This window comes from Acinetobacter sp. YH12201 (genome assembly GCF_013418145.1).
Lineage (GTDB): Bacteria > Pseudomonadota > Gammaproteobacteria > Pseudomonadales > Moraxellaceae > Acinetobacter.
In genome coordinates, this window is the sequence record NZ_VPCP01000030.1 from 1 (window position 1) to 17,858 (window position 17,858).

General features: G+C 42.8%; 15 protein-coding genes and 1 pseudogene. 6 read left to right on the forward strand and 10 right to left on the reverse strand.

Annotated features, from left to right (window positions below; genetic code table 11):
• A partial coding sequence (locus FTU91_RS07845) for a transposase (protein WP_180081675.1) occupies nt 1-532 on the forward strand: 532 nt, incomplete at its 5' end.
• Between the two features lie 126 nt (nt 533-658).
• Here FTU91_RS07845 and FTU91_RS07850 read toward each other — a convergent pair.
• From FTU91_RS07850 to acnD, 4 genes and pseudogenes are all read right to left on the reverse strand, one after another.
• On the reverse strand, nt 659-802 hold the full coding sequence (locus FTU91_RS07850) for a hypothetical protein (RefSeq protein ID WP_086197667.1): 144 nt from the start codon (nt 800-802) through the stop codon (nt 659-661).
• 131 nt (nt 803-933) lie between these two features.
• Nucleotides 934-1,073, reverse strand: a pseudogene (locus tag FTU91_RS16785) (VapC toxin family PIN domain ribonuclease); the annotation flags it as partial.
• Between the two features lie 240 nt (nt 1,074-1,313).
• Nucleotides 1,314-2,210, reverse strand: coding sequence for an HNH endonuclease (locus tag FTU91_RS07855; protein WP_180081683.1), 897 nt, complete (start codon nt 2,208-2,210; stop codon nt 1,314-1,316).
• A 167-nt stretch (nt 2,211-2,377) separates the two neighbouring features.
• On the reverse strand, nt 2,378-4,996 hold the full coding sequence (gene acnD / locus FTU91_RS07860) for a Fe/S-dependent 2-methylisocitrate dehydratase AcnD (protein WP_180081685.1): 2,619 nt from the start codon (nt 4,994-4,996) through the stop codon (nt 2,378-2,380).
• Nucleotides 4,997-5,723: 727 nt separating this feature from the next.
• Here acnD and FTU91_RS07865 point away from each other — a divergent pair.
• Nucleotides 5,724-6,449, forward strand: a complete 726-nt coding sequence (locus FTU91_RS07865; protein WP_180044024.1) for a folate-binding protein YgfZ — start codon at nt 5,724-5,726, stop codon at nt 6,447-6,449.
• A 109-nt stretch (nt 6,450-6,558) separates the two neighbouring features.
• Here the strand turns inward: FTU91_RS07865 and FTU91_RS07870 are convergent, their stop codons facing one another.
• Entirely contained in the window at nt 6,559-6,804 is a 246-nt protein-coding gene (locus tag FTU91_RS07870) for a hypothetical protein (protein ID WP_086197672.1), read from the reverse strand.
• A gap of 354 nt (nt 6,805-7,158) precedes the next feature.
• Here FTU91_RS07870 and FTU91_RS07875 point away from each other — a divergent pair, with 354 nt between their 5' ends.
• Nucleotides 7,159-7,971, forward strand: coding sequence for a tetratricopeptide repeat protein (locus tag FTU91_RS07875; protein ID WP_166170843.1), 813 nt, complete (start codon nt 7,159-7,161; stop codon nt 7,969-7,971).
• A gap of 86 nt (nt 7,972-8,057) precedes the next feature.
• Here the strand turns inward: FTU91_RS07875 and FTU91_RS07880 are convergent, their stop codons facing one another.
• From FTU91_RS07880 to FTU91_RS07890, 3 genes are all read right to left on the reverse strand, one after another.
• Nucleotides 8,058-8,984, reverse strand: a complete 927-nt coding sequence (locus tag FTU91_RS07880) for an AEC family transporter (protein WP_180044022.1) — start codon at nt 8,982-8,984, stop codon at nt 8,058-8,060.
• A gap of 99 nt (nt 8,985-9,083) precedes the next feature.
• Entirely contained in the window at nt 9,084-10,193 is a 1,110-nt protein-coding gene (locus tag FTU91_RS07885; protein ID WP_180081687.1) for an NADH:flavin oxidoreductase/NADH oxidase, read from the reverse strand.
• 13 nt (nt 10,194-10,206) lie between these two features.
• A complete protein-coding gene (locus FTU91_RS07890; RefSeq protein ID WP_180081689.1) occupies nt 10,207-12,312 on the reverse strand; it encodes a TonB-dependent receptor in 2,106 nt (701 codons plus the stop codon).
• Between the two features lie 269 nt (nt 12,313-12,581).
• Between FTU91_RS07890 and mutM the strand changes: the two genes are divergently transcribed.
• A complete protein-coding gene (mutM, locus tag FTU91_RS07895; RefSeq protein WP_086197676.1) occupies nt 12,582-13,436 on the forward strand; it encodes a bifunctional DNA-formamidopyrimidine glycosylase/DNA-(apurinic or apyrimidinic site) lyase in 855 nt (284 codons plus the stop codon).
• A complete protein-coding gene (locus FTU91_RS07900; RefSeq protein ID WP_180044018.1) occupies nt 13,433-13,714 on the forward strand; it encodes a peptidylprolyl isomerase in 282 nt (93 codons plus the stop codon). The genes mutM and FTU91_RS07900 overlap by 4 nt, the downstream gene beginning before the upstream one ends.
• 143 nt (nt 13,715-13,857) lie before the next feature.
• Here the strand turns inward: FTU91_RS07900 and mscL are convergent, their stop codons facing one another.
• Both mscL and typA read right to left on the reverse strand, forming a co-directional pair.
• The gene (gene mscL, locus FTU91_RS07905; protein ID WP_166170855.1) at nt 13,858-14,292 is read right to left on the reverse strand and encodes a large conductance mechanosensitive channel protein MscL; all 435 of its coding nucleotides are present in this window, start codon (nt 14,290-14,292) and stop codon (nt 13,858-13,860) included.
• 168 nt (nt 14,293-14,460) lie between these two features.
• A complete protein-coding gene (typA, locus tag FTU91_RS07910) occupies nt 14,461-16,296 on the reverse strand; it encodes a translational GTPase TypA (RefSeq protein ID WP_166170857.1) in 1,836 nt (611 codons plus the stop codon).
• Nucleotides 16,297-16,469: 173 nt separating this feature from the next.
• On the opposite strand from typA, the gene FTU91_RS07915 reads away from it, so the two are divergent.
• The gene (locus FTU91_RS07915) at nt 16,470-17,840 is read left to right on the forward strand and encodes a uracil-xanthine permease family protein (RefSeq protein ID WP_086195686.1); all 1,371 of its coding nucleotides are present in this window, start codon (nt 16,470-16,472) and stop codon (nt 17,838-17,840) included.
• Nucleotides 17,841-17,858 lie beyond the last annotated feature (18 nt).

A 17,858-nucleotide genomic window follows, 5' to 3' on the forward strand; every position in this document is an offset into this window, starting at 1 on the left:
TGAACTGCATGTGACCGGGAAAAGTCAGGTCGCTGAACAGGCCTTAGTGCTGATTCAGAAACTGTATGCGATAGAAGCAGAACTCAGGAAAAAGACCGATGGTACAGCGGAAGACCGCCGCGAATACCGACAACAGCATAGTCAACCAGTGATGCAACAACTATATGAATGGCTCAACCAACATCATCTGACAGTGCCATCGAGTTCTCCTACCGCCAAGGCTATCAATTACACTCTGAAGCGTTGGCCAGCCTTAAGCCGCTATCTGGATGATGGCAATCTACCGATATGCAACAATTGGGTAGAGAATCAGATGCGTCCCTGGGCGTTGGGACGCAAGAACTGGCTGTTTGCAGGTTCGCTGCGCAGTGGTCAGCGAGCGGCAAACATCATGACTTTAATCCAGTCAGCAAAGCTGAATGGCTTGGATCCGTATGCCTATTTAAGTGATGTGCTGAAAAGGTTACCGACACACAAAGTGACCCAAATTGAAGAATTGCTGCCGCACTGCTGGAAACCTAAATCGAATTAAAAAATAGGTATGGGATTCAGCGGACGCTTACGATACACTACGATAGAATGCCCAGCCAACAAAAAAGCCCTATGGATGAATAGGGCTTTTGTTCAAAACAGAGGATAACTGTTTGATAGGTGCTGCTTAGGCAATTTTGTTGTTAAATTGATTGCCAAGGCATTTGGTACACGGTGGTAGACGATCAGTACCAATTTCTAAGTAGGTGCGGTGTCCGCATTTGACACAAAAATAGAAGCCTGTTCCGGGTTTAGAGCCAGCAGTAACCATTTTTGTTCTCCATAGGTTTTAGAAATGGTGAACCTAGTATACCCCTATCGTGATGATTGTCTATTGATCATTTCAAAAATTGATGGTGGCATAATTGCAAAAAATAATTTCAAATAACAATTTTGACTGCTTTACAGAGATTTGCTGATCCAATTCTCAACTTGCAGTCCGTCGACTCGTAAGAATTCTTTTTCATTGTTGGTGACCATGACCCAATTATTTGCGCGGGCATGTGCAGCCAACCATAAATTATTATTCCAATAATTTGACCTTATTTTTGGAATTGATAACATATGCCACAATAATTCAAAACTACTACATTTCTTGAATCTAGAGTTTGTATTTGTTTAGATAGATTTTTCAGCACTAGAGTGTAATTTACCTAAAATAATGGCAGCTAAGAATAAGTCTGAAAAATGAGGCTAACTAAACTTACTCCTTAACTCTGATGACTGATTTTGATGATGTAACTATAAAACTTAAGCTTATTGAAATTTTATTTTTTAAAATCCTAATTTTTTGTCATCATCTTTTTTAATTCAGTTAATTTCAATAAAGGATTTCCTTTGTGCAGCATGCGATGACAATTAGAACAAACTATTGCTAAATCTTCTAATTTAGTTTCAATTAATCCATCAGCTTGATGTAATGGAACCAAATGATGAACCTCACAAAAGCCATCACCTATTGCACCATATGTATTTTTAAAGTTAAAAGAACAAACTTCACATTCAATTTTTCCTGTTTGAGCAAATACTATTTGCTTTTTTTCTGTCACTATTTTTCTATTTCTCTCCCTAATCAAATGTGTCTTAAATCTAGGATTTCCTTCAAGCCCAATAATCTCTTCCTCAACATCAGGTAAACTATCAAAAAAATTATTACTTTCAATATATTCTTGTACTCTGCTAACAAGATTTCTAGCCTCAGGTGCTTGAGCATACCATACATTACTTTGACCAATTCCACCTTTAACAGCTCTTGGAATTAAGATAGTCCTCTCATTAACAGGGATAAGGTATGCATCAACAAAATTAGCTTCTATAAAATAAAAATCTAATTTATTTTTTTCATGAATATCAGATATTTTTAATAACTTTCGGGGCTCTTTATAAACTTTAGCATTTTTATACCATCCAACAACTACAGTACCACCACTATCTGGTCCTGCTGTCCATACTACGGTTACGCCATCAGCAAACTCATCCCCCTTACCAGCTCCTAATTTTTTAATATCAATTTTTCCTGAGGAACGGACATATCCAAATACTTTTCCATCTACATTAGTAAAATTACATACCTCATGACCAATTGAATGATCATTGAAAGCCCCTCCTCTTTTAGGTATATCTCCTTTAGCTCCATTATAATTATCCATCCAACCTACATTACAAAATAATATTGCCATAGCCTACCCTTAATTTTCTTTTTTAATAAACAAAACCCCACTTAACAGTAGGATTTTTTAAAACAATATCAATAACTTTTAATCTTTAATCCTCCCCAACCCTCCTTTTTCAAAGGAGGGAGTTCCCCTCTTTCGCAAAGAGGGGCTAGGGGAGATTTTAAAAAAGATTAAGCCACATTCCCTTCCAAGAAATCCTGTGCAAAGCGTTGCAATACACCACCCGCTTCATAAACAGAAACTTCTTCTTCGGTATCCAGACGGCAGGTTACAGGTACTTCAACAATCTGGTTTTTACCATCATCAGTCGAACGTTCAATGACTAAAGTCAAGGTCGAACGTGGCGCAATATTACCTACTACGCTATACAGTTCCGTACCATCCAGCTTTAAAGTCTTGCGGTTAGTACCCGGTTTAAATTCAAGTGGTAATACGCCCATACCGACTAAGTTAGTACGGTGAATACGCTCAAAACCTTCGGCCACAATCGCTTCCACACCGGCAAGACGCACACCTTTAGCTGCCCAGTCACGGCTAGAACCCTGACCGTAGTCCGCACCCGCAATAATGATTAACGGTTGCTTACGGTTCATGTAAGTTTCAATCGCTTCCCACATACGCATCACTTCACCTTCCGGCTCGACACGCGCTTTTGAACCCTGCTTGATGGTACCGTCAGCACGAACCACCATTTCATTGAACAGTTTCGGGTTGGCCAAAGTCGCACGCTGCGCAGTCAAGTGGTCACCACGGTGCGTTGCATAGGAGTTAAAGTCTTCCTCAGGCACGCCCATTTTATGCAGGTATTCACCCGCAGCTGAATCCATAATAATCGCATTTGATGGCGATAAGTGGTCGGTAGTGATGTTATCCGGCAAGATCGCCAGCGGACGCATGTTTGTCAAGGTACGCGGTGCAGCCAAAGCTCCTTCCCAATACGGCGGACGGCGGATATAGGTACTTTGCGGACGCCAGTCATACAGTGGACTTGCCGCTTTTTCACGCTCGCCCAAATCAAACATCGGGATATACACTTTTTTAAATTGCTCTGGTTTTACCGCAACTTTTACCAGCGCATCAATTTCTTCATCCGATGGCCAGATGTCTTTGAGGTAAATCGGATTACCATCTTTATCGTTGCCAAGTGAATCTTTTTCAATATCAAAACGAATCGTTCCGGCAATCGCATAAGCAACGACTAATGGCGGAGAAGCCAGGAAAGCCTGTTTTGCATAAGGATGGATACGACCATCGAAGTTACGGTTACCTGAAAGTACCGCAGTGGCATACAGGTCACGGTCAATAATTTCTTGCTGAATTTTTGGATCTAGCGCACCCGACATACCGTTACAAGTCGTACATGCATAAGCGACAATACCAAAACCGAGTTTTTCCAGGTCGTGCAGTACACCCGCTTCTTCAAGGTAAAGTGCAGCGGCTTTAGAACCCGGTGCAAAAGAGGATTTTACCCAAGGCTTACGGGTTAGACCCAACTCATTTGCCTTACGTGCCAATAAACCGGCTGCCACTGTATTACGCGGGTTAGAGGTATTGGTACAAGAAGTAATCGCCGCAATAATCACCGCACCATCCGGCATTAAGCCTTCTGCTTCTTGCGCACGAGCGGCCTCTAAATTACCCGCAATGCCTTTTTCTTTCAGGTCAGCCGTTGATACACGTGCATGCGGGTTTGACGGGCCGGCAATGTTACGAGTTACCGTTGACAAGTCGAAACGCAGTACGCGTGGATATTCCGCCTGTTTCATGTCTGAAGCCCAAAGACCAATTTCTTTGGCATATTGTTCAACCAGTTTCACCTGGTCTGCTTCACGACCGGTTAAAGTCAGATAATCAATGGTGTTCTGGTCAATATAGAACATCGCCGCAGTTGCACCATATTCAGGTGTCATGTTAGAGATGGTCGCGCGATCACCCACCGACATGCTGTCTGCGCCTTCACCAAAGAATTCCAGATACGCACCAACGACACGTTCTTTACGCAGAAATTCAGTTAATGCCAACACGATATCGGTTGCGGTAATGCCTGCCTTACGCTGACCCACCAGTTCCACACCAATAATGTCTGGCAGACGCATCCAAGATGCACGGCCCAGCATCACGTTTTCAGCTTCCAAACCGCCCACGCCCACAGAAATCACGCCCAAGGCATCGGTATGCGGAGTATGTGAATCGGTACCGACACAAGTATCCGGGAATGCCACACCTTCACGGTTTTGAATCACTGGAGACATTTTCTCCAGGTTGATTTGATGCATGATGCCGTTGCCCGCAGGGATCACATCAACATTTTCAAAAGCAGTTTTGGTCCATTCAATAAAGTGGAAACGGTCTTCATTACGACGGTCTTCCACTTCGCGGTTTTTACGGAATGCATCCGGATCAAAACCGCCGTATTCCACCGCTAAAGAGTGATCGACGATCAGCTGGGTTGGAACAACCGGGTTGACTTTAGACGGGTCGCCGCCCTGGTCGGCAATGGCATCACGGAGGCCTGCAAGGTCAACCAGTGCAGTTTGCCCCAAGATGTCATGACACACCACTCGTGCCGGATACCAAGGGAAATCGTGATCTTGTTTACGTTCAATCAGCTGACGTAAAGACTGTTCCAGAATGGCAGGATCACAACGGCGTACCAGCTGTTCGGCAAGTACTTTTGAAGTATAGGGAAGTTTTGCATATGCGCCTGGCTGAATATCTTCTACGGGTTGGCGTACGTCATAATATTCGAGCTGGGTACCTTGCAGTGGTTTGCGGTAGTTGTTGTTCATAGCTTACCTGCCTCTTGAATCATTTTTTCTTTACTACGTAATTGTTGTTGCGAGTTACAATCGGTTCAACGGCATAGTACACCGCCGAAAAGCCATTTCCCAAATCTTTTATATTTCATATATTTAGATATAAAAACAGGTGTTTTGGAAACAAATTGTTACATATTTTTTGGGATATTTGCTCTAATCGTGCTTTTTTTGGAAAAATAGCGGGAAATAGGCCTCATTCTTTAGTATTAGATGTCCCTAAGCGAATACAAAACAATCTTGTTCTGTAATATTTATCCCAATCGTTTAAGTAGATGTAAAGCTTATATTTTTTATATTGCATTCGCTCTTGTCAGGCATTAAAACCTAAAAAATAGCGTTAAGCTGCAAATCTGATGATCTAGCACTGCCTTCGATGCTTATCTTTTGAATATGCTTGTTGGGTAATACCTATTTTTCATCATTCCATCATTCTAAACCCTTCAAATATGACGTCAGAAAAGATCTTCACCTTACAAAAAATTGATAAAGGGTAAAAAATTTTGGTCGCCATTTTTATGTTAGAGCAGCGATTTTAATGCTAATGATTTTGTCGCTTGCCCGCATTCATTTAAACAAAACTGCATATTTCCGAATTTCAGTAAAGCTATAGCAATCTGGGCTTTTTGTTTGCCTATCTGCACTGCATGCTGCAAAATATCTGCACTAATGATTTGTGAAATATATCCAGAGGCTAGTCATGTCAACGTCTACTGCTTTTACACTATTCACTTTAAAGGGTGTAGATGCACAAAAATTCCTTCAGGGCCAAGTGACTTTAAATGCTGAGGCATTAGCCGAAAACCTGACTCGCTATACCGCGATCTGTAGTTTAAAAGGACGAATCCAGTTTGGCTTATGGCTAAAAAAAATTAGTCCGGAAAGTTTTGAAATTGTGGTCACTGACGATCAGGCCGAAGAATTTGCCAAACACATTAAAAAATTTGGTGCTTTTTCGAAAATGAAGCTGGAACAAGTCGGCCGAGTTTTCCCTACGCTCAATGGCGATAGCACCGATTTTTCTAGCACTGAAACCGATATCGCAGCTTGGCAGCTGCAAGCGATTGAAGCCGGTCAGGCCTGGATTGAAGCGACAACGGCACAAGAATTCCAGCCGCAAGAACTGCGTTTGCATCAGCGTGAAGGCGTACATTATGACAAGGGCTGCTATTTGGGTCAGGAAATTATTGCACGCCTCTGGTTCAAGGCCAAACCGAAACACTGGCTGCATTTGGTGCAAGGTAGCGGTGATGCTCCTGCTGCTGCAACCCAGTTAAACAATGATGTTGAAGTGATCAACAGCATTGCTGTGGATGGCGGTTATAAAGCCCTGGTCGTGGCAAAACCTGCTGCGCTTGAAGAGCTGGGGTTACAAGTTCTAGATTTGCCTGAAGCTTTAAATGGTGATGTAGCACGTCCACAGTAAATCTTGAAACTTTAGATATTTAAGCTTTGGATATATGCTGCACTGAGCCTCCATCTTTGGAGGCTTTTTTATGCATTTGAAGGGATACTAAACCGATCACATTTCCGGATTAAAAACCATGAAACAGCTTGTTCATGTCTTTGCAGACATATTCTTTAAATGAATAATCACGCGCATGCTTGGCATCAAATTTTGCTTCAAGCTCACCTTTTTTAAAAATATAGACACGGTCATCTTTACTGACCAAATATTCAGCCCCCAGTTTCATCAGCAAAGCATCCATTTTTTCTTCTTCAGGAATATTGCTGTCCAGATTGACCCGATCATAGGCACGTTTAATGGCTTTAATGAACATTTATCTACTCACACATTAATTCAGCCGCGATTTAAACAAAGATTGGCTGAAAAACAAAGTGCCGTTTCGCTGCTGCGTATTTTTCTCTGATCATTGTGCTTGATGGTTTTAAATTTTAAGCACAAAACAATTCATCTACAAAGCCCTCACCCTACTTAAGCTTGCTTTAAGATTTTCTACCCAAAATCGAGCCAGTAACAATTATGTAAATATCTATGAAATATTATGGTAATGCACCCCTCATGTATTTACATTCACATAAATAAACTTATGATGTTAAAGGAAGGGTTCCATATTCATTTTTAAGCACATAAATGGAATTAAGATTATGTTTATAAAAGGTTTTTTAAAAATATGAAAAGAATTATACTTGCCAGCCTGATCGCTTTGTCTTCAAGTTTTGCGATGGCTGAAATGACAACCACTTCTGTTGATCCTGCATTTGCCAAAGTAGAAACACTGGTCAAAGCCAACGATATGAAAGGCGCTTATCAGGAGCTGGATAAACTAGCAAAAACAGGAAATGCACAGGCACTTTATAATTTGGCCTACCTGACTCAAACCGGTCAGGGCACCACCAAAGATGAGAAAAAAGCCATCCAGCTGTATCAAGAGTCTGCAAACAAAGGCTATCCGGTAGCCAACTATGTCCTAGGTAAAAACTACATGACCGGTACTTTAGGTCTGCCCCAAGATACTAAAAAAGCCAAACAGTATTTAGAAAAAGCATCCAAGCAAGGTTTTGATGATGCCAGCGTAGATTTGGCCGTATTACTGTTTTCTGAAGGTACAGCAGCATCAGATAAACTGGCTTTACAAAAATTGGACCCGCTGATCAAAAAAGGCAATTATCAGGCCATTCATGCCAAAGCGTTATATGACATCAGTCAGGGTTTTAAAAACAAAAACGAAGCGCCAATTAAGCAAGGCTTAAAAAGCATTCAGGATCTGGCACAAAAAGGCTATATTCCCGCTTTAATGGCTGTAGGTAACATGTTTGCCAACGGTAAAATCGTTCCGCAAAACCTGCCTGAAGCGAAAAAAATTTTTGAGGCTTTAGCCAAAGAAAATATCCCGCAAGCCAAACAATCTTTAGCTGTGGTGGATAAAATGATTGCCGAACAGGCCAAAAACCCACCTAAAGCTACTGCTGAAAAGAAAAGCTAATCACTGCAGAGATGATTAAAAGCCTCAATTCCGGGGGCTTTTTTTATGCCTATTATTTTGTTGCTATTCATGCTGACCGTAAAATTTTAAGCCCACCAGACACTAATTAACACACTCACCACAATGAATCCTAAAATGGTACTCATCAATAAAGGAGTTAAAGTTTTTTCATTTAAACCATACGCTTGACCTAACATGGCAAAAATGGTCGGCATCGGCAAAGCGGCAATAAGCGTTCCAGCATAGACCATTTCCTGACTCACATTGGTTAAATAATTCAAACCCAGGAACATCAGCAAAGGCATGATCAGGTTACTGGAAATCACCAGATAAAAGCTTTGCAGATTCACATATTTCAGCGTCAATCCCACAATCCCGCCACCAATCGAGAATAAGGCTAAAGGCGATGCAGTTTGTCCAAGCAGGGCCAAGACCTGATCCAGCTGTTTAGGAATATGAATCTGAAAGATGGCGCAGGCTATCCCCAGCATGACGCCCATAAACAAGGGATTTTTCAATAAAGTAACCACCGTGCTCTGGAGGATTTGGGCAAAACTTGCCTTTTGTGAGTTTCCCAGTTCCGCCAGAATCAGCACTGCCGGAATAAGCAGCACACTTTCAATGATTACCACCAAAGAGGTATAGGTCATCGCCTTTTGTCCCAGCAGCAAGGATAATACCGCCGTACCAATGAGCCCGGTATTCGACATGGCCGCACCTAGCGACAAAACTGAAGACTGTGAACGGTCATTTTTAAAGTAATGGGAAACAATAAAAAATGCCGCAGCATATAAAATAAAAGTCACGCCGCTATAGACAAGAAAGTATTCGGGATACCAGATTTCATGCAAATCTTTTGCGGCCAAGGATTGGAAAAATAAAGCAGGTAGCGCAATTTTAATGACAAAGGCCCCAACAGCATTGACTTGCTCTTTTGTTAAAAGCTGAAAATTTACCGAAAGATAACCTAAAGCTAATAAAAAAAAGATCGGTACGATGACCGTAAAGACCATATAGAATTTGTCCTTTCAATAAATAAAATTACTTGCCCAGACTCCGACTCTTTAGAGTCTGAGCATTAAAACATTCAAGCGAAATATCGGGATGAAGCATTAAAAAGCGCTAAACAACGCTTTTAATCCACGCGGCTGACAGCGCAAATATTGCGGTGCAATTTGAATATTTTCACCCAACTCTGCGGCAGCATGCCATGGCCAGCGCGGGTCATACAGCATAGCACGAGCTAAAGCAATTGCGTCAGCTTGCTGATAATGTAAAATTCCTTCGGCCTGCATGGCTTCAGTAATTAAACCCACAGCAATCACGGGAATGCTGACGACCTGCTTAATGGCATGAGCAAATGGAACCTGATAATTGGCTTCCAGATGAATATTCTGATCGATATGCAAGCCACCACTCGACACATGGATATATACTGCATCGAGTTGTTCCAAAGCCTTGGCCAAACCGAGCGAAGATTCGATATCCCAACCGTCATGCGCCTCCATCCAGTCCGTTGCAGAAATACGCACGCCTATAGGGTAGCCTTCTGGTACCGCATTTTTCATGGCCTGAAAAACTTCCAGCGTCAAGCGAATGCGGTTCTCGAAACTGCCGCCATATTCGTCCTGACGCCGATTCGATAATGGTGACATAAATTGATGCAGCAAATAACCATGTGCTGCATGCACTTCAATTAAGTCAAAACCGGCATCCACAGCACGCTTGGCAGCATCAGCAAAGTCTTGAATCACTTGCTGGATTTCATCTTTACTCAGCGCATGCGGTGCATGATCGGCTGGATTAAAAGGAATGTCACTGGCAGAAACTGTTTGCCAGCCATGAGTCTCTGTCGGCTTAAATTGACCTCTTCCATTCCAAGGTTTATCGGTTGAGGCTTTACGCCCTGCGTGTGCCAATTGCACTGCAAACGGCATAGGCGAAAGTGTCTTTATTTTTGTCAGTAATGCCTTAATCTGATCACGCTGTGTATCATTCCACAATCCCAAATCGGCATAACTGATCCGCCCTTCCGCTTGCACTGCGGTGGCTTCAACAATACATAAACCGGCACCAGACAAGGCATAATTAGCCCATTGCTGCTCATGCCAATAGGTCACCTCCCCTTGTTCAGTTGCCGAATACTGACACATTGGAGCAATTACGATTTTATTGCTCAGTTTTAACGAACCAAATTGAATTGGTTGAAATAATAACGCCACGCTTAGCCCCCTGTTAGAATACCTTGCTCACACTTAATCCCGCACTCCAGTTCAAACCATCTGCGGGTTCAAAGAAGCGTCCATTACCCTCATTTACAATCACTGAACCGACATAGTCTTTATCCAACAGATTATCGACTCGCGCAAAAGTCCGGACTTTCCAGTCGGCCTGTTTCCAGACATAACCGACATTGGCCGAAATGATGCTATAACTTGGTGCGGCATCGCTATTTACATCATCTACATAGACCTGATCCATATAGCGGACATCAAAACCCGCATTAAAGCCGATTTCCGGCTGCCAGCCTAAAGAGGCAAATGCCTGATTTTTAGCGATACCCGGAATCTTGTTGCCTTTCTGCACCATACTGTCCGGAATCGCTGCATCAAATGTAGCATCAATATAGCTGTAGCTGGCCTGAGCAGTTAAATCACGCCATAGATTTTTGTTCCAGGACAGCTCCCCCCCTTCACGCAGCGTTTTATCCGCATTCTTATAGGTCGCACGGCCATCCACTGTTCCAGCAGAAACAATATCGTTTTGTGTTTTGCTTTGGAAGACTGCAGCCGTGAAATTGCCCCACATATTTTGTGCTTTCACACCCAGTTCATAATTATTACTGCTGGCGGGCTTTAAATTAAAGTTTATGCCATCGTTTGCTGAATAGGCCATTTCGGTAAAGGTGGGAGTTTCAAAACCTTTGGCATAGCTGGCATAAACATTGAACCGGTCATTCATTTTCCAGCTTAAAGCCACTGAAGGTAGCACCTGGTCATAGTCGGTCTTGCCGCTATCATCGCCATTGCCTGTGACAATATAGTGATCGTTGGACTGGTAATGTACATTGCTATAACGCAGTCCTGTGTCCAAGGTCCAATTGGGTAAAAAATCCCACGCGGCTTGAAGATAGGGATCTAAATTCCATAAAAAATTCTGTTCATCACGGCGTAGCTTCCCTTTTACGCCAAATTGCCCATTGGCATCAAAGTTTTCATAACCCTGGCGGTCTTCATCCATATAATCAAAGGCCAGACCTGCTGTTACACGTGTATTGGGTAAAAGATTCTTTCCAGTCCAGCGAATATCAGTGCCGTAATAATCACGGCTGAAATCAATCACACCGCCGGCATGGCGTGAGTTTATTTGAGTTGCCGAAGGAATCGACTGATACTGGGTCACTTCACGATGTCCCAGATAAGCCATAGCATACAGTTCATGCTGGTCATTGATCGGTTTAGACCAGGTCAGACCGGTCTGGGTTTGATTAATTTCCTTGCGCACGTCATAGATATTGTTCGCATCATTGACCTGTTTGGGATTGGCTTGCCACTGCTGGCGGGTCAAACCTTGCGGATCATCGGCATTTATATCAACATGATTCATAATCCAGTTCAGTTTAGAGCCGTCATCCAGATTCCAGGTCAGTTTGGCATTACTCAGTACTTTATGCGCAGCACTGTGGTCACGGTAGCCATCAGTATCAAAATAAGAGGAACTGAGCACATAACTCGGCTCACCGGCCCGATCTGCACCACCTTGCAATATCACATTGGCACGGCTTTTATGCTGACTGCCAGCTGAATAGCCCAATTCAATGGAATCTTTGCATGCTCCCTGTTTGGTCGTGGTCAAAATCGTTCCGCCAGAGGAATTGCCATAAAGTGTAGAAAATGGCCCACCCAGTACTTCAATATGATCCAGACTGCTTAAATCAATATTTGAGGTCTGGCCCTGCCCATCCGGCATGCTCGCAGGAATACCATCGACATATAAACGGATACCACGCACACCAAAAGTTGAACGGGCACCAAAGCCACGCATGGAAATCTGTAAATCCTGGGCATAATTTTCGCGGTTATTCAGCTGTAAGCCAGGTACACCTTTTAAAGTTTCAGAAAGATTTACACCGAGATTATTCGTATTGTTATTTTGTTCGATTCGATATACTGAAGCAGGTGTTTGCAGCCAGTCAGTATCGCTACGTGTCGCTTCTATTTTAATGACGGGAAGCAAAACCGGGTCCGTAGAATCAGGGGCAGCATAAAGATGCTGGCAGAGGCATGCTGTCAGGTAAAGTAAAGTCTTAGAAAAGAGAATCTCGTAATATTTACCTGGCATAGCTTGCTCTATATCTTATTAAAATACTGTTTGAAAGCTTAAACGAACTACCCGCATAGCGTTTAAGTTTATTTGTAGTATCAGGGTTAATGACCCCTTCAGATTGAGGAAAAGCATGAAGCAATCGGCGAATTAAAATGACTGCTAGAATCAGTCCATTGCATCTATTAACAAATTGCAACAAGCATATAGATTTTTTAAGACTCCCTTGCAATCCCCTCTTAGCAGTCCAATATTAAGCACAAAGTTTTCTTGATACATTTGATCCTATGCCTGAATTACCTGAAGTTGAAACCACCAAAACCAGTCTCTTGCCACTGTTGGATCAAACCGTTTTAAAGGTAGAAGTCCGTCAGCCGAGCTTACGTTGGCCTATTCCTGAAAATATACAAAAGTTGGTGGGTCAAAAATTGCTGAAACTCACCCGCCGTTCCAAATATATTTTGGCAGAGTTTGAACAAGACAGTATGCTCTGGCATTTGGGCATGTCAGGCAGTTTCAGATTATGTACAGCAACAGACGAACTGCGCAAACACGATCATCTGATCATTCAATTTGAAGATATTGAACTGCGTTATCATGATCCGCGCCGTTTCGGCTGTATTTTATGGCTCGATCAAGACTCGCAAAGCAAACTGATTGATACTTTAGGGCCTGAACCTTTGAGTGAAGCATTTAATGCTGAATATCTGTTTGAAAAATTTAAAAAGAAAAATGTAGCAGCGAAAGTGGCGATTATGGATAACCACATGGTGGTGGGAGTGGGCAATATTTATGCAACGGAAAGTTTATTTAACGTAGGGATTCATCCTGCTCAACCGGCTTCTAGCCTGAGTTTTCAGCAAATTGAACAGTTAGTTATAGAAATTAAACGTATTTTAAAACAGGCGATTGATCTCGGCGGCTCGACCTTGCGTGACTATACCAATGCCATGGGTGAAAACGGCTATTTCCAGCAAACCCTGCTGGCTTATGGTCGTGCCGGTGAAATGTGCGTGAATTGTGAAACCACGTTGGAAAATTTAAAACTCGGACAGCGTGCATCGGTATTTTGTCCAGAGTGTCAGCCCCTAAAAAAAGTTAAAATAGCCCACCAGAAAGCCATTAAAGGAAGCCAAGCATGAAATCTGCCATCGTTCGACATATCTTGGTCAAAGATAAAGTGCTGGCTGAACAGCTGAAAAAGAAAATTAAGGATGGGGCTGATTTTGCCAAAATTGCCAAACAGCATTCCACCTGCCCTTCGGGCAAAAAAGGTGGCGAACTGGGTGATATCAAAAAAGGCCAGTTAGTCGGTCCGATTGATAAAGCCGTATTTACTTTGCCTGAACGTGAACTGCATGGCCCAATCAAAAGCCAGTTTGGCTGGCATTTGCTGGAAATCAAGTTTCGGATGGATTAGTAATCTTTGTTGCTCCTTCCTCCTTTTAGGAGGAAGGCTGGGATGGAGGTAAACCTCTCCCTAGCCCTCTCCTAAAAGGAGAGGGAATAAATAAGGAATAAAAAAAGGTACATTCAGTACCGTTTTTTTCAAGCAGAAAATCATTAAACCTTTTTCTTCAATTCATCACGGATTTCACGCAGTAACTGAATATCTTCCGGTGTTGGGGCAGGTGCTGCCGGCACTTCCTCTTTTGTACGGCGCATGCGGTTTAACATTTTTACCATCAGGAACACCACCCAAGCCAAAATGATAAAGTTAATTAAAATCGTGAGGAAATTACCATAGGTCAGCACGTTAATTCCGGCTTTGGTCAATGCATCCAAAGATTGCAGATTCTCCGGATTATCCCCGAGGACGATAAATTTCTGGGTAAAATCAACGCCTCCACCCGTAATCAGGGTAATGATGGGCATGATGATATCTTTTACCAATGAGTCGACAATTTTACCGAATGCCCCGCCAATGATAACCCCGATAGCCAAATCCATCATGTTGCCCTTGATGGCAAACTCTTTAAATTCTTGAACAATACTCATACTTGACTCCTGAGACCATTTTCAGTGTTTTTATAGGGTGATAATTAATCTGTTGTTAGAGGTACTTTAGCAATTTTTGCTCACAGAGCAGTTTCATTTTGTAACTTATGCTCACAAAAAAACCGCTAACCTTAGTTAGCGGTTTTTTATATCTGCTAAACAGAAAAATTATTTACCGCGGTTACGCTTACGTTCGTTTTCAGTCAAGTAACGTTTACGGATACGAATTGATTTCGGTGTTACTTCAACCAACTCGTCATCTTCGATGAATTCAAGCGCCTGTTCAAGCGTGTATTCAATGTTCGGTACAAGTGTTAAGGCATCATCAGTACCTGATGCACGTACGTTAGTGAGCTGTTTCGCTTTAGTCGGGTTAACCACCATGTCGTCTGAACGAGAGTTAATACCCACGATCATTCCTTCATAAACTTCCAACTGTGGTTTAGCAAATAGACGGCCACGGTCTTGTAGTGTGAACAATGCATAGCCCAGGCAAGTACCTTGAACCATAGAAATCAACACACCGTTTTGACGTTTAGCAACAGTACCTTGTTTCATTGGACCGTAATGCGAGAAGCTTGATGTCATGATCCCTGTACCAGAAGTCATGGTCAAGAATTCAGAACGGAAACCGATCAAGCCACGTGAAGGAACAGTTGCTTCAATACGGATACGGCCTTTACCGTCAACTTCCATATTGGTCATCTCGCCTTTACGGTGACCCATTTGTTCCATTACAGCACCTTGATGCTGTTCTTCAACGTCAAAAGTTACGTTTTCGTACGGCTCTTGCATTTGACCGTCGATTTCTTTCAAGATCACTTGCGGACGAGATACACCCATCTCGAAGCCTTCACGACGCATGTTTTCGATCAAAACTGAAAGGTGAAGTTCACCACGGCCAGACACTTTAAAACGGTCTGGACTGTCAGTATCTTCAACACGAAGTGCTACGTTATGAATCAATTCGCGATCTAGACGTTCACGGATGTTACGTGAAGTCACGAATTTACCTTCTTTACCCGCAAACGGTGAATTGTTGACCTGGAACGTCATCGATACGGTAGGCTCATCTACAGACAATGGCGGTAAAGCTTCAACAGCTTTCGGATCACAGATTGTGTCAGAAATGTTGAGTGCATCAATACCCGTTACACAAACGATATCGCCTGCAGAAGCTTCTTCAACGTCAACACGATCTAGACCATGGTAACCCATGATTTTTAAGATACGGCCGTTACGCGTCTTACCATCTTTATCAATCACAGTCACTTGCGTATTTAATTTCACTGAACCGCGCTGGATACGACCAACACCGATCACACCAACGAAGCTGTTATAGTCAAGTGAAGAAATCTGCATTTGGAATGGACCATCAACATCAACTGCTGGTGGCTCAACGATGTCAACGATTGTTTGGAACAACGGTGTCATATCTTCAGCAAGTTCTTCTGGAGAAGGACCAGCAACACCACGAAGACCAGATGCATAAACGATCGGGAAGTCTAACTGTTCGTCAGTACCACCAAGATTATCAAACAGATCAAAAACTTGATCGATCACCCAGTCACAACGTGCACTTGGCTTGTCGACTTTGTTGATAATCACGATTGGTTTCAAACCACGTGCAAAGGCTTTTTGTGTTACGAAGCGTGTTTGTGGCATTGGACCTTCTTGTGCGTCCACAAGTAGCAATACACAGTCTACCATCGACAATACACGTTCTACTTCACCACCGAAGTCGGCGTGCCCCGGGGTGTCCACGATGTTAATGCGGTATTCAGTATTAGTACGTTCATCTAACCATTTGATTGCAGTGTTTTTTGCAAGAATGGTAATACCACGTTCACTTTCAATAGCGCCTGAATCCATGACACGCTCAATCTCGCCCGCTCGTTCACCGAGTGCACCTGATTGTTGTAAAAGTTTGTCTACAAGAGTTGTTTTACCGTGGTCAACGTGCGCAATAATGGCAATGTTGCGGAGAGTTTTAATATCTGACATGTAAATTCGATACGTATTAAATTTGAGGGCAAATTATACAGAAAAAACTAAACTTTTAGTAGTGACAGTTTATTGACAGTTACAAGTTTTTTTGACTATTCGTCCTTTTTTTGGTTTGTAAACTCCTGTAACTCGATTAGAATAACGCCAAATTGCTGTTGTACCTTTCTTACATGTCTGATTTACAAAACTCTCCCAAACAACAAGATCGTCTTGATTTGGTCTACGGATTAAACGATCGCCCCAAACCATTTATCGCTTTTCTCGCTGCCCTGCAACATTTACTTGCGATTATTGTCCCGATTGTCACGCCCGGCTTGCTCATCTGTTTAGCTCTTGGGGTGTCAAAAGAAGACACCAACATGATTCTTTCCATGTCTTTGGTCATCTCCGGGATTGCAACCTTTTTACAATGTAAAAAGGTTGGCCCTTTGGGCGCGGGTCTTTTAATTGTACAAGGCACCAGTTTTAACTTTATTGGTCCGATTATCGGCATTGGTTCAGCCATGGTCGCGGCAGGCACCCCTGTTGAAGCGGTGATGGCTTCTATTTTTGGTGTAGTAATTGCCGGATCGTTTATTGAAATGGGTGTGTCACGTATTTTACCTTGGGTAAAACAACTGATCACTCCTCTTGTTACAGGTATTGTGGTCCTGCTGATTGGTTTGACCTTAATTAAGGAAGGTTTAATCAGTATGGGGGGCGGTTATCAGGCCATGGGCGATAAAACCTTTGCCAATGCCGATAACCTGATTATGTCCTGTACGGTACTGGCGATTATTATTGTCCTGAACCGTGTCCGTATTACCTGGATCAAAAGCTCCGCCATTCTGATTGCCCTGATTATTGGTTATGCTCTTGCCGGCTTTATGGGTCACCTTGATTTTTCAGGCATGAAAGATGCGCCAATGGTTCAGATTCCAACACCGATGCATTTTGGTTTAAGCTTCTCTTGGAGCTTGTTTATTCCCATGGCCTTTATTTATCTGGTCACGTCTTTAGAAGCGATTGGTGACATTACCGCAACTTCAAAGATTTCGAATCAGCCAGTCGATGGCCCAGTATGGATGGAGCGTATTAAAGGCGGTGTGCTGGTGAATGGTGCCAACTCTTTGCTCGCCGGCTTATTCAATACTTTCCCAAGTTCGGTATTTGCACAAAATAATGGTGTCATTCAGCTTACTGGTGTTGCAAGCCGTTATGTCGGTATCTGGATTGCAGCATTACTGGTAATTTTAGGCTTGTTACCTGCGGTTGCTGGCGTGATTCAAGCAGTTCCTCAAGCCGTGCTTGGCGGTGCAGTCATGGTGATGTTTGGTGCTGTGGCGGCTTCTGGTATTAATATCCTGTCAGGAATTCATCTTGACCGTCGTGCCCTGTTAATTATTGCCATTTCACTGGCCTTGGGCCTAGGTGTTGCACAAGTCCCACAAATTTTGGAACATCTTCCTGAGTTATTCCGTAACATCTTCAGTTCCGGTGTGGCGACTGGTGGTATTGCAGCATTGCTTTTAAATATTATTCTTCCTGAATCGAAGCAATAATTTCATTTCAGCATCAAC